Genomic DNA, 13,113 nt, shown 5'->3' with positions numbered 1-13,113 from the left:
CTATGCGCACACAGGTTGCGATAATCGGCGCCGGCCCGGCCGGCTTGATGTTGTCTCATCTGCTGCATCTGCATGGCGTGGAATCGGTGGTGTTGGAAACGCGCAGCCGGGCGGCGGTGGAATCGACCATTCGCGCCGGGGTGCTCGAACAAGGGACGGTCGATCTGCTCAACCAGGTCGGATTGGGAGAGCGGATGCGGCGGGAAGGGGCGCGGCATCAGGGGATCCGGCTGGCATTCGGTGGCCGTCAGCACCGCATCGATCTGGCGGGATTGACCGACCGCGCCGTCACCGTTTATGCCCAGCACGAAGTCTTGAAAGACCTGATCGCCGCGCGTGTGGCGGCGCAGGGGCAACTGTTTTTCGAGGTGGAGCAGGTTGAATTGAAGGCGCTGGACAGCGCACAGCCCGAGGTTCACTACCGTCACGGTGACCAGCCGCGCCAGCTCCGCTGCGACTTCGTCATCGGATGCGACGGATTCCACGGCATCAGCCGCGCGGCGATGCCCGGCGGGCTGCGGCAGGATTACACCCGCATCTATCCGTTCGGCTGGTTCGGCATTCTGGTCGAAGCGCCGCCGTCCAGCGACGAGCTGATCTACGCCTGCCATCCGCGCGGCTTTGCGCTGATCAGCACCCGTTCGGCCGGCGTACAGCGCATGTATTTTCAGTGCGATCCGGCGGAACAGGTCGATCAATGGTCGGACGATCGCATCTGGCACGAACTGGAACAGCGGCTGGAAAACCATGAAGGCTGGGCGCTGAAAAAGGGCCGTATCTTCCAGAAAAACGTGGTCGGCATGCGCAGCTTCGTTACAGAACCGATGCGCTACAGAAGCCTGCTGCTGGCGGGCGACGCGGCGCATATCGTGCCGCCGACCGGCGCCAAAGGGCTGAATCTGGCGATGGCCGATGTCTGCCTGTTGTCCCAGGCGCTGGAGACGTTTTACCGGCGAGGCGACTGGCAACGGCTGGACGAGTACAGCGACACCGCTTTGCAGCGGGTCTGGCGCGCAGAGCATTTTTCCTGGTGGATGACCCACATGCTGCATACCCGTCGGGACGACACGCCTTTCGAGCATCGGCTGCAACTGTCAGAATTGCAGTACACGGTGAAATCGCGCAGCGCCATGACGATGCTGGCGGAGAATTATGTCGGGGCGCCATTCCCGGCACTATAAGCGAAAATGCCCATGCCGTGAGGCATGGGCGGCGTGCGGCGAGCAGGGCCACCTGATTGCCTGCGTGCGGTTACAGCTGTTCGCCGTTGCTGGCGATCACCCGGCGGTACCAGTCGAAGCTCTTCTTGCGCGAGCGCTCGAGCGTGCCGGTGCCGTCGTCGTGTTTGTCGACGTAGATGAAGCCGTAGCGTTTGCTGTACTCGCCGGTGGTGAACGACACGCAGTCGATGCAGCCCCACGGCGTGTAGCCGATCAGGTCTACGCCGTCTTCAATCACCGCTTTCTTCATTTCTTCGATATGGGCGCGCAGATAGTCGATGCGGTAGTCATCGTTGATCCGGCCGTCCGCTTCCACCTTGTCGAAGGCGCCGAAGCCGTTCTCCACGATAAACAGCGGCTTCTGATAGCGCTCATACAGCACGTTCAGCGAATAGCGCAGCCCGACCGGATCGATCTGCCAGCCCCAGTCGGAGGCCTTGACGTGCGGGTTCGGCACGTTGCCCGGGAAGCCGAACATGCCGTCGCTGCCGTCCACCGCGTTAGCCTGCAGGGCGTTGCTCATGTAATAGCTGAAGCCGATGTAGTCGGCGCAGCCCTCGCGCAGGATCTGCGCGTCCTGCGGCTGCATCTCGATCTTCAGCCCTTTGCGTTCCCAATCGCGCAGCAGGTAGCTTGGGTAGTAACCGCGCATCTGCACGTCGGTATACAGATAGCGTTGGTGCATCGCCTCGACGGCGTACATCACGTCGTCCGGCTTGCAGGAGTACGGGTAGAACGGCACGCAGGCCAGCATGCAGCCGATCTTGAATTCCGGGTTGATCTGATGGCCGAGTTTGACCACCTGCGCGCTGGCGACGAACTGGTGGTGCAGCACCTGATACAGCGCCTGTTCCGGGTTGTCTTCCCGGGTGTAGTCCACGCCGGAGCAGCAGTAGCCGAACAGCGGATAACGGTAGTTGCTCTGGTTGTTGATCTCGTTGAAGGTCATCCAGTACTTCACTTTTTCGCGGTAGCGGCGCATCACCACCTCGCTGAAGCGCACGAAGAACTCCACCACCCGGCGATTTTTCCAGCCGCCGTAGGCCTTCACCAGATGGTAAGGCATTTCGAAGTGCGACAGGGTGATCACCGGCTGGATGCCGTATTTCAGCAGTTCGTCGAACAGGTCGTCGTAAAACTGCAGGCCGGCTTCGTTCGGCGCCGCTTCGTCGCCGTTCGGGAAGATGCGCGTCCAGGCGATCGAGGTGCGGAAGCATTTGAAGCCCATCTCGGCGAACAGCGCCACGTCCTGCTTATAGCGGCCGTAGAAATCCACCGCTTCGTGGTTGGGGTAGCGATAGCCGTCGAGCACGCCGTCGGTCATCACGCGATCCACGCCGTGCGAGCCGCCGGACAGCACGTCGGCGATGCTTGGCCCTTTACCGCCCCGATCCCAACCGCCTTCAACCTGGTGCGCGGCGACCGCGCCCCCCCACAGAAAATCCTTCGGCAACTGTTTCATCGTCAATATCTCATCGGTTTATTTAATGAAGGGTAATAACGCTGCGTTGAGAATAGAGTAGCAAGAGCGAAAGAAATGTCACGATATAACAAATCACCGTGGAAAGTGATTTGTCACAATAAAAAAACAGCCTGTTTTATTTGGCCGAATTAATATGCCCAAGCCGTTTGCCGATGGTTTCAATAATGTAAAGCACGGGGATCTGCGTGGTGATATTGTGATGCCCGCCGATCAAATGCTGCGGAACGTGGTAGGAGAGGTTGAAGTCCGCCAGCCGCGCCAGCGAAGAGGTTTCGTTGTTGGTAATGCTGATGATCTTGCAGTGGTGCAGGCTGAACTGGCTGGCCAGCCGCAGGATCTCTTCGGTTTCGCCGGTAACCGACAGCACGATCGCCACCGCGTTTTTATACATGTCGCTGTTGACGGGATAATAAGGATCGTCGATGTGAGTGCTGAATTTCCCAACGTTGGAAAAAAAGCGCGCGCCATATTTCCCCAATGCGCCTGAGGTGCTGATGCCGACGAAAATAATTCGCTCGGCGGCGGCGATATGCTGCACCGCCTGATCGATCAGCTGATTAAACTCATCGTTGCTGACGCTTTTAAAAAAGCTGAGGATTTCGCCGATGCCGGAATCGACCGGCGGCGCATCGTTCTGTTCGAGATACAGCTTGAAACGGATGCGAAATTCCGAATAGCCATCACAGCCCATTTTCTTGCAAAACCGCAGCACGGTGGTGGTGGACACGCCGGCGGCCTCGGCCAGCTCGCGGATGGTCATGTACATCACTTGATTCTTGTGTTTGCTGACGTAGTTATAAACCATCAGCTCCAGGGCGTTGAGCTCGGCGATTGCTTTATGGGTAAACATGAGTCGGTCCGGCGGCTGAAAACGGGAAGCTTATCTGCGGCTTAACATAGCAAAACTCACCGCCGCTGGCACTGCCGGGCAAAAAGAAAAGCCGCACCAGTCAGGCGCGGCCCAGGGTTCACGACGAACAAATAAAGCAAAACGTTCCGGAAGACATGCCATGAAAACGCGTTTCATCACACCGGGTTAGCATAAGTCAGCGGATCCCGGCGGCAAAATGCCGGTTTCTGCTTTCTAAAGTGAAAGATCGGCAAAGTTATGGCGTCGAGGCCGCGTTGGCGAACGCCAATAATCACGGGCTGCAATCATAAAACCGAGCTTATCTATAGGAAATTTATAGAAAATACCCACTTTTCGTTAAAGCCACGACGGCTACATTCCCTTAACATTATCAAGCCTTTTGATGATAATTATTAGCACGCTGCGAAATTATTCATCGCAGTGATGTTACGGATTAAATCCGTTTGCTTAAGGGATAGTTTCACCATGGAAATCAATGTTAACGGCCGGGTGGTTCCACTCGGCGATATCTCGCCCGAGACCCCGCTGCTGTATGTTTTACGCAACGATCTGCAATTGAACGGCCCCAAATACGGCTGCGGCCTGGGGGAGTGCGGCGCCTGCACGGTGCTGATCGACGGCGTCGCCGCACGCTCCTGCTCAATGCCACTGTCCGCCGTAGGAAACAAATCCGTCACCACGCTGGAAGGCCTGGGCACCGCGGAAGCGCCGCATCCGGTACAGCAAGGGTTTATCGATGAGCAGGCGGCGCAGTGCGGTTACTGCGCCAACGGCATGATCATGACGCTGGTCGCGCTGTTCGAACGGGAGCCGCAGGCCGACGAACAAACCATCAAGAAAGAATTGGCCTACAACCTGTGCCGCTGCGGCACGCATATCGAGATCTTGCACGCCGCCGAGCGCGCCCGCGATCTGCTGGCCGCGCGGAGGCAAGCATGAGCCGCCTCGAACTGACCCGCCGCCAGCTGCTGCAGGCCGGCGGTGTGGTGATGGTCAGCAGCCTGCTGCCTGCGCCATTGAGCGCCTTCGCCGCCGAGGCGGTTGCATCGCCCGCCGATCTGCCGCTGGATCGGGTGGACAGCTTTATCAGCCTTACCGCCGACGGCCGGGTAACGGCGTTCAATGGCCACGTCGATCTGGGCACCGGCATTCGCACCGCGCTGGCGCAGATCGTCGCCGATGAAATTTGCGTGCCGTTCGAGCAAGTCACGATGATCCTTGGCGATACGCAACGCACGCCGGATCAGGGGCCGACCATCGCCAGCGCCACCCTTCAGGTGACGTCGGTACCGCTGCGACAGGCGGCGGCGCAGGTGCGGTGCCTGCTGACGGCGCTGGCGGCCAAAGCCTTCGAACTGCCGGCCGAACAGCTGACGGCGGCGGCGGGGCAGGTATTTGTGACCAGGAACCCAGGGCGATCGCTGAGCTATGCGCAGCTGGCGAGTGGGCAAAATCTGCACGTGATGCTGGATAAAAACGTGCAGCTGAACAGCGAACGGCAGAACCGCTATGTGGGCCGCGCCGTGCCCCGGGTCGATATTCCGGCCAAAGTGAGCGGTGGGCTGACCTACGTCCACGACCTGCGCTTGCCCGGCATGCTGCATGGCCGGGTGGTGCGTCCGCCATACGTAGGCGCCGACAGCAGCGCGCCGTTGGGCGGCGGCCTGCTGTCGGTGGATGAAAGCTCGATCGCGCACCTGCCGGGCATCGTGAAACTGGTGGTGATCAACGATTTCATCGGCATCGTGGCCGAGCGCGAGGAGCAGGCGATCGCCGCCATGCGCCAACTGAAAACCGAATGGAAACCTTGGGCCGGGTTGCCGGATCTGTCGCCGGAAGCGCTGCCCGCCGCGCTGGAGGCCAATCCGAAAACCGACCGCGTGCTGCGCGACGACGCGGGCACTGACGCCGCGCTGGCATTGCTGCATACCGCAGTGCAGGCCGACTATGTCTGGCCTTACCATCAGCACGCCTCGATCGGCCCTTCCTGCGCGGTGGCGGAAGTCAAAGACGGGCGGGCGCAGGTGTGGTCCGGCACGCAAAACCCGCACGATCTGCGCAAAGACATCGCCAGGCTGCTCGAGCTGCCGCCTGGGCAGGTGCACATCACCCGCATGGAGGCCTCCGGCTGCTATGGCCGCAACTGCGCCGACGACGTCTCGGCGGACGCGGCGCTGCTGGCGCGGGCCACCGGCCGGCCGGTGCGCGTGCAGCTGATGCGCGAACAGGAATCAGGCTGGGAGCCGAAGGGCACCGGCCAGCTGATTCGGGTGCGCGGTGGCCTCGACGCGCAAAACCGGGTGGCGGCCTACGAATTGAAAACCAGCTACCCCTCCAACAATGCCGTGACCTTGCCGCTGGTGCTGACCGGCAAAGTGGCCAACCGGGCCGACGTGCAGCAGATGGGCGATCGCACCGCCATTCCGCAATACGAGTATCCGCACATGCGGGTGATCTGCCAGGACGCCGCGCCGATCGTGCGGGCTTCGTGGATGCGCGGCGTTTCGGCGCTGCCCAACGTGTTCGCCCATGAGTCCTGGATCGACGAGCTGGCATGGCGCGCCGGCGAGGATCCGATCGCGTTTCGTTTGCGCTATCTGAACGATCCGCGCGCGGTGGCCTTGATTGAAGCGCTGAAACGGCAGGCGAACTGGCAAGACGGCCCGGCGCATCGCTCGCGCGCCGCCGGCGCCGAAGTGGTGAGCGGCCGCGGCTTCGCTTACGCGCGCTATTTCCACAGCAAATTCCCCGGCTTCGGCGCCGCCTGGGCGGCCTGGGTGTGCGATCTCAGCGTCAACCGCCGCTCCGGGCAGATCACGCTCGATAAAATCTTCGTGGCGCATGACTGCGGCCGCATGATCAACCCGGCCGGGGTGCGCCATCAGGTGCACGGCAACGTCATCCAGTCCGCCAGCCGGGTGCTGAAAGAGTTCGTGACCTTCAACAAGACGGGGGTGACGTCATTGGACTGGGGCGGCTATCCGATCCTGCGTTTCGACGAGCTGCCGCAAATCGATATCCAACTGATCGATCGCCCGGAGGAAGCGCCGATGGGCGCCGGAGAATCCGCCTCGGTGCCGAGCGCGGCGGCGATCGGCAACGCGCTGTTTGACGCGCTCGGCGTGCGGCTGCGCGAGGTGCCGTTTACGCCGGCGCGGGTGCTTGCCGCGCTGCGCGCCCAGGCCGGCCATTAATCCCCGTCACGAACAAGGACAGCAAAGATGAGTAAGATGAAAAAGATCGCCGGGTGGGGCGGGGTTACGGTGCTCGCCGTGGTGGTGGCCGGCGTTGTCGCCAGTTGGCAACCGGAAATCGCGCCGCTCGCCGCCGACGCGACGAACAGTTTTAGCGAGGCGCAGATTGCGCGCGGCAAAACGCTGGCCGATCTCGGCGATTGCGCGGTGTGCCACACCCGTTCGGGCGGTGAGCGCAACGCCGGCGGGTTGGCGATGGCGATCCCCTTCGGCACCATTTACACCACCAACATCACGCCGGACGTGGAAACCGGCATCGGTAGCTGGAGCTACGCGGCGTTTGAACGCGCCATGCGCCACGGCGTCGATCGCCAGGGCCGCTACCTTTATCCGGCGTTTCCCTATACCGCCTTTACCCGCACGAGTGACGACGATCTGCAGGCGCTGTACGCCTACCTGATGTCGCAACCGCCGGTCAACTATCGGCCGCCGGCCACCGATCTGCACTTTCCGTTCAATATCCGCCAGGGCATCTTCGCCTGGAACCTGCTGTTCCTGACGCCGGGCGCGATGCAGGAAAACCCGGCCCAAAGCGCCGCCTGGAACCGCGGCGCTTATCTGGCCGAAGGGCTGGGGCACTGCAGCGCCTGCCACTCGCCGCGCAACGTGTTGTTCGGCGAGAAAACCGGTAGCGACCACCTGGCCGGCGGCGTGGCGGAAGGCTGGATGGCGCCGGCGTTGACCGGCCGCTCGCCCGCGCCGCTCGATTGGACGCAGCAGGATCTGGTCGATTTCATGCGTACCGGCTACTCGGCCAACCACGGCGTGGCCGCCAGCCCGATGGCGCCGGTGATCGAAGAAGGGTTGTCCCGCTTGCCGCAGGCCGATCTGCAGGCGATCGCCGTCTATCTGCGCAGCTATCATCCTGAAACGGCGGCGGGCGCGACGGCGGCCACGTTGAACGCTAAGGCAGAGCGGCAGGTGGAGCCCCTGAGCTCGCAAGGCGCGCGGCTGTTTTCCGGCGCCTGCATGGCTTGTCATGCGCAGGAAAAGGGCGCGCAGATGGCGGGGGTGCGGCCTTCTCTGGCGCTGAACACCAACCTGTTCGCCGAGGCGCCGGACAACGCCATTCGCGTGGTGCTGGATGGCATACAGCGGCCGGCGAACGCCGAACTGGGCTATATGCCGGGCTTCCGCCATAACCTGGATGACGCGCAGATCGCCATCCTGCTCAACTATCTGCGGCAGCACTACGCCGGTCAGGCACCGTGGCCCGATCTGACCGCGCAGGTCAGCCGTTTGCGCGCCGAAACCGCGCAGAAATAGCCGTCGGGGGCTGGACAGCCGCGTCGCGTTGGCGACAATAGGATCTTTCACATGGACAGGGGCAGTAAAATGAATACGTTAGACGCAATCCGCCAGCGCCGCGCCACCAAACAGTTTGATGCGCAGCACGTGATGACGCTCGAAGAGAAAAAAGCGTTGCTGACTATCGCGCTGCAGGGCGCACCCAGCGCTTTTAACCTGCAGCACTGGCGCCCGTTGCTGATCGAAGATCGCGCCCAGCGCGAGAAAATTCGCGAAGCGGCGTGGGGGCAGACACAGGTCACCGATGCGTCGATGCTGGTCGTGCTGTGCGGCGATCTGTCGAGCTGGGAGTCACAGGTAAAAAACGTCTGGGCCGAGGCGGCGGAGCCGGTACAGCAGTTCATGATCCCGGCCGTCGATCAGTATTATCGCGGTAAGCCGCAGGTGCAGCGCGACGAAGTGATGCGCAGCAGCGGCATCTTCGCCCAGACGCTGATGCTGGCGGCCAAGGCGCAGGGCTACGACTCTTGCCCGATGGACGGGTTTGATTTCGACGCCGTGGGCGAGATCATCAACAAACCGGCGCACTATCAGATCGCGCTGATGGTCGCCATCGGCAAGGCGGCGGGGCAGCCTTATCCGCGTATCGGCAAACTGCCGTTCGACGAGGTGGTGAAAACCGATCGTTTCTGAGCTGAGCGGTGAATGACAAAAGGGAAGGCTTGCGCCTTCCCTTATTTTTTTACGACGCACAGTTCGTTCCAGTAGCTGAAACGGATGCGCCGTTGCAGGCGGTGATGCCACATAGAACACTCCTTCTACCCTACACGGTGTAAATAAATAGCACCGCGCCGGGCGCAAGACGAATGCCTTATTGTGCATAGCTTGCCCGCCGGACGGGATTAACCGGTTTTATCAGCCCGCCGGGCGACCGGCGAGAGCCGCCAGCCGAAGTTCATGCCCGCCGCGGCGCCCAGGATCGCCAGCGTGCCCAGTAGCTGCAACAGGCTGAGGCGGTGGCCGAATGCCGCCCAGTCCACCACGATCGCCACCGCCGGGTAGATGAACGACAGGGCGCCGACCAGAGAGGTGGGGATCTTCTGAATGGCGCCGTACAGCAGCGTGGACATCAAGCCGGTATGCACCAGGCCGAGGGTCGCCAGCAGCAGCCAGTCGATCGGGGCCGCAGGCGGCGTGGCCAGGCCGGCGAACGGCGCCATCACCAGCGCGCCGACGGTCAGCTGAATCAACACGATCAGCTGCGGCGGCAGCGCGGCCAGCTGTTTAACGATCGCCGCCGCAATGGCGTACATCAGGGCCGCGCCCAGCGCCAGCGCCACGCCGAGCAGATAGTCATCGCCGCCGCCGCCGTTTTGCCGGCCGGTGACGATCAACACCATTCCCGCGAACGCCAGCAGAAGCCAGCCCAGCCGATTAGCCGTCAGCTTTTCGCCGAACAGCAGCGCCCCCAGCGCCACCAACATGAACGGCTGAACGTGGTAGGTAACGGTGGCGACCGCGATCGAGGCATGCGCATAGGCGGCAAACAGCAGCGTCCAGTTGAGCACCAGGGCTATTCCCCCCAGAATGGCGAAGCTCAGCTGGCGCCGGTTGATCGCGCCTGATTTCAGCTGACCGAGTGCGGCGCAGGTCGCCAGCATGGCCAGCGCGCCGAACGCGCAGCGCCAAAACACCACCGTCGCGGGCGGCTGCCCTAAAACGAGCACCGGCCACCCCACGGTGCCGGAGATGGTCATGGCGAGGATCATTTGCACTGCGCCGCGCGTTTTCGTTTTCATGTGGTTTCCCTCGTTGCCTGCCCGCACTTGCGGCAAAGCGGTGCAATCATTAAAATGAACAATCGAACATTATGATGAACATGAATACGAGTGTTCGTCAAGTCGAACAAGTGGATGGTATAGCGAACAATGAGCGATAGCCTAATGCAGAACATCACGCCGATCGGCCTCTTGTCGGCGGCGATCCGCCGCGAGCGGGAGCGAGTGAACCTGTCCGTCACCGAACTGGCGAAGCGCGCGGGCATCGCCAAGTCCACGCTGTCGCAGTTGGAAGCCGGCAGCGGCAATCCCAGCCTGGAAACGCTATGGGCGCTGGCGATGGCGCTGGATGTGCCGGTCAGCCGGCTGATTTCACAGCCGAGCAGGCAGGTGCAGGTGATCCGCGCCCATGAGGGAACGCCGGCACTGTCGGAGCAGGGTAACTACGCCGCCACGCTGCTGGCCACCTGCCCGCCGGGGGCGCAGCGCGACATTTATCGGCTGCGGGTGCAGCCCGGAGAAGCCAAGCTTTCCCGGCCGCATCCTCCCGGCACCGTCGAGCATGTGATTATCAGCAGCGGGCGCGCGCGCCTGGGGCCGGCAGACCAGCCGCAGGAGCTGAGCGCCGGCGATTACATCAGCTATTCCGCCGATCGCGAGCACGTTTTCGAAGCGCTGGAGCCGGATACCACCGCCGTGATGCTGATCGAACAGGGCTAACCTGGGCGTTGACGGTTCGTTTATTGAAAATGATTCTCAATTATATTAGTGTGCCCGCCTGTTTTGACGCCGGGACGGGCGCGTAGCCCGGCGTCGCCGTTTATTGCCCTTCAAGGACCGAAGATGAAAATCGCTATTCCTTCCCTGCTGTTATTCGCCGGTTTGACGGCGACGCACCCGGCCACCGTGTTGGCCGTCGCACCGCCCGCCGCAGCGGATCAGGGCCAGAACGACACGGCCAACAACGATTTCAGCTTCGTACGCTATCGCGCGGATTACCGCGTCAACGCCAACGCCACCAACGTGAAGACGGAAAGCTACGAAGTGCTGCTGAAGACCAAGGCGGCGGTCGAGAAATTCAGCCAGATCCGCCTGAGCTACAGCGAAAAAATGGAAACGCTGGAGGTGGTCGCCGCTTATACGCTGACCGCCGACGGCCAGCGCCACGACGTGGCGCCCGATCGCATCTATACCCAGGAGAGTTACTCCAGCGCCACGGCGCCGCTGTATGCCGACCGCAAAGTGCGCGTCATCGTGTTCTCCAACCTGGCGCCGGGATCGCGCGTGGTGTATGAGCTGCGCCGCACGCAAAACACCCCGTATTTCCCCGACTATTTCGGCCTGTGGGAGACGTTCAGCGTTTTCGATCAGTTCGACGATGCCGAAGTGACCCTGCAGGCGCCCGCCAAGCTGCCGATGCATATTTTCACGCGCGGCGTGGCGGGCGGAGACAAGCCGCAGATCCGCGACGGGCAGGCGCACTGGCGCTGGCATTATTCACGCAGCGCGCCGATGAAATCGCAAAACTGGGCGGCGGACAGCTGGACCTTCAGCCCGACCATCATGGCCAGCACCTACCGCGAGTGGCCGCAGTTGGCCAAGGCCTACCAGCTGAAGGCCGGCGCGGCGGCGAAGGTGACGCCGGGCATCCAGGCGTTGGCGGACAACATCACCGCCGGCATCAGCGATCGGCGCGAGCAGGCGGAGGCCCTCTATCGCTGGGTGGCGCAAAACATTCGTTACGTGGCGGTGTATCTGGGCAACGGCGGGCTGGAGCCGAATTCGGCGCAGAGCATTCTCGACAACCACTACGGTGACTGCAAGGATCACGTGGTGATCCTGGAGGCGTTGCTCGCCGCCAAAGGCATTGCAAGCTCGCCGGTGCTGATCGGCATGGACGAAGGCCCGATACTGCCTAAAGTGCCGCTGCTCAGCCGCTTTAATCACGCCATCACCTACGTGCCGGAATTCAAACTGTACCTGGATTCCACCAATCCGTGGGCGCGCTTCGGGCAACTGCCGGAAGGCGATCTGGGGGCGCCGGTACTGCTGACGCGCGACGCCAAACTGGCGCGTACGCCGGGCAGCGACGAGCAGCCGGTCAAGAGCGCGCTGAGCGTCGATTTCGTGTTCGACAAAGCGGGCAATCTGCACGGGCAAACCGAGCGGCGGCTGAGCGAAGTGGAAGAGATTGACCTGCGGGGCTACTTCTCGCAGATCAACCGGCAGAACCGGGCGCAGGCCGAAGCGTCTATCATGTCTGCCTCCGGCATCGACGGCAGCGGCGAGGTGGCGATGAACAGCGATCCGCTGGATCTCAAAAAACAGTTCGGTTACCGCTTCCGCTTCAAGGCGGACGACTACGTCGATTTCGGCGTGGTGGGCGGCATGACGCTGCCCAATCCGCCCGGCGGCAAATCGTTCCGCACGCTGTACACCACCACGGCGGCGCCTGGCAACGAAACACCGTTCTACTGCAGCGCGCAGCGCTACGACGAAACCTACCGTCTGCAGCTGCCGGCCAACGTGCCGATCATCGCCATTCCGCAAGACAGGCAGTTCCGCAATGCGGCGGGCGACTATCGCGTGGCGTGGCGGCGCGACGGGCAGCAGGTGATCGTCAATCATCAGCTGCAGGTGAACGCCATTCGCGGCAAGGAGGCGCTGTGCCAGGCGCAGGATTACCCGGCGTTCCGCGAGCTGTTCCAGCAGGTGCGGCGCGGTTTCCGCGGCCAGGTGGTGTACGGCGAATTGGCCACCGGCAAGTAAGCCGATGCCCCGTCGCGCTAAGCGGCGGGGCGCACGCCTCAGTTGAACTCGCCCGCGACCTCGGACCACAGGCTGACGCGGCAGCCGCGCGCGGCGAAATAGTCCATCTCGCGCTTGATGCCGCCGCTCTCTTGCCAACCCGGCAAATCGAGCACGATCAACTCATCCATCGCCGCCATGAACAGGGCGTCGATCGGCGCCCACAGCCTGCCGATGGCGGTTTTGTCGAGCTCTTGCAAACACAGGTTGATCGGATGCGACATGCTGACCTGGCTAAAAACGGCGCTGCCGGCGCGCACGATAGCGGCGGCGACCTCGTTGCACGCTATAAAGCGTTGCTGCACGACGTTGGCGTCGGCGTGGCTGTAGGGGCAGGCCAAAAATATCTTTCTCATTACCGTTTTCTCTCTCAATAACTAGAACGTGGGGGGAAAAAAAGGGCGCAGTTTTCCCGTGAGGCGGCGCCCCGTTTATTTTTTATGGTGCAGGG

11 protein-coding genes are annotated in these 13,113 nt (G+C 62.3%); 7 read left to right on the top strand and 4 right to left on the bottom strand.

The window, feature by feature from the left end; translation table 11 throughout:
- Nucleotides 1-2 precede the first annotated feature (2 nt).
- Nucleotides 3-1,181 carry a 4-hydroxybenzoate 3-monooxygenase gene (locus ACJ8HH_RS08035; RefSeq protein ID WP_060428031.1) on the top strand — a complete coding sequence of 393 codons (1,179 nt, stop codon included), beginning with the start codon at nt 3-5 and terminating at the stop codon, nt 1,179-1,181.
- A gap of 70 nt (nt 1,182-1,251) precedes the next feature.
- Here ACJ8HH_RS08035 and ACJ8HH_RS08030 read toward each other — a convergent pair whose 3' ends face one another.
- Both ACJ8HH_RS08030 and ACJ8HH_RS08025 read right to left on the bottom strand, forming a co-directional pair.
- Complete coding sequence (locus ACJ8HH_RS08030) at nt 1,252-2,688, bottom strand: 6-phospho-beta-glucosidase (protein WP_086556920.1); 1,437 nt, start codon at nt 2,686-2,688, stop codon at nt 1,252-1,254.
- Between the two features lie 130 nt (nt 2,689-2,818).
- The gene (locus ACJ8HH_RS08025) at nt 2,819-3,553 is read right to left on the bottom strand and encodes a MurR/RpiR family transcriptional regulator (protein ID WP_060428033.1); all 735 of its coding nucleotides are present in this window, start codon (nt 3,551-3,553) and stop codon (nt 2,819-2,821) included.
- 486 nt (nt 3,554-4,039) lie between these two features.
- On the opposite strand from ACJ8HH_RS08025, the gene ACJ8HH_RS08020 reads away from it, so the two are divergent.
- From ACJ8HH_RS08020 to ACJ8HH_RS08005, 4 genes are all read left to right on the top strand, one after another.
- Complete coding sequence (locus tag ACJ8HH_RS08020; protein WP_033634592.1) at nt 4,040-4,513, top strand: (2Fe-2S)-binding protein; 474 nt, start codon at nt 4,040-4,042, stop codon at nt 4,511-4,513.
- Entirely contained in the window at nt 4,510-6,768 is a 2,259-nt protein-coding gene (locus tag ACJ8HH_RS08015; RefSeq protein WP_060436337.1) for a xanthine dehydrogenase family protein molybdopterin-binding subunit, read from the top strand. Before ACJ8HH_RS08020 ends, ACJ8HH_RS08015 begins: the two co-directional genes overlap by 4 nt.
- A gap of 27 nt (nt 6,769-6,795) precedes the next feature.
- On the top strand, nt 6,796-8,094 hold the full coding sequence (locus tag ACJ8HH_RS08010; RefSeq protein ID WP_060451587.1) for a c-type cytochrome: 1,299 nt from the start codon (nt 6,796-6,798) through the stop codon (nt 8,092-8,094).
- Nucleotides 8,095-8,163: 69 nt separating this feature from the next.
- The gene (locus tag ACJ8HH_RS08005; protein WP_060451586.1) at nt 8,164-8,769 is read left to right on the top strand and encodes a nitroreductase family protein; all 606 of its coding nucleotides are present in this window, start codon (nt 8,164-8,166) and stop codon (nt 8,767-8,769) included.
- 209 nt (nt 8,770-8,978) lie between these two features.
- Here ACJ8HH_RS08005 and ACJ8HH_RS08000 read toward each other — a convergent pair whose 3' ends face one another.
- Nucleotides 8,979-9,875, bottom strand: a complete 897-nt coding sequence (locus tag ACJ8HH_RS08000; RefSeq protein ID WP_033648363.1) for a DMT family transporter — start codon at nt 9,873-9,875, stop codon at nt 8,979-8,981.
- 129 nt (nt 9,876-10,004) lie between these two features.
- Between ACJ8HH_RS08000 and ACJ8HH_RS07995 the strand changes: the two genes are divergently transcribed.
- Together ACJ8HH_RS07995 and ACJ8HH_RS07990 are read left to right on the top strand one after the other, a co-directional pair.
- On the top strand, nt 10,005-10,574 hold the full coding sequence (locus tag ACJ8HH_RS07995; protein WP_033648361.1) for a helix-turn-helix domain-containing protein: 570 nt from the start codon (nt 10,005-10,007) through the stop codon (nt 10,572-10,574).
- A gap of 123 nt (nt 10,575-10,697) precedes the next feature.
- On the top strand, nt 10,698-12,623 hold the full coding sequence (locus tag ACJ8HH_RS07990) for a DUF3857 domain-containing protein (RefSeq protein ID WP_033648359.1): 1,926 nt from the start codon (nt 10,698-10,700) through the stop codon (nt 12,621-12,623).
- Nucleotides 12,624-12,661: 38 nt separating this feature from the next.
- Here ACJ8HH_RS07990 and ACJ8HH_RS07985 read toward each other — a convergent pair whose 3' ends face one another.
- The gene (locus ACJ8HH_RS07985) at nt 12,662-13,018 is read right to left on the bottom strand and encodes a DUF1937 family protein (protein ID WP_039566053.1); all 357 of its coding nucleotides are present in this window, start codon (nt 13,016-13,018) and stop codon (nt 12,662-12,664) included.
- Nucleotides 13,019-13,113 lie beyond the last annotated feature (95 nt).

The sequence above is a fragment of the Serratia sp. CY32780 genome (assembly GCF_052169135.1).
Lineage (GTDB): Bacteria > Pseudomonadota > Gammaproteobacteria > Enterobacterales > Enterobacteriaceae > Serratia > Serratia sarumanii.
The sequence above is the reverse complement of the archived record's forward strand: the minus strand, read 5'-3'. Positions and strand labels throughout refer to the sequence as shown.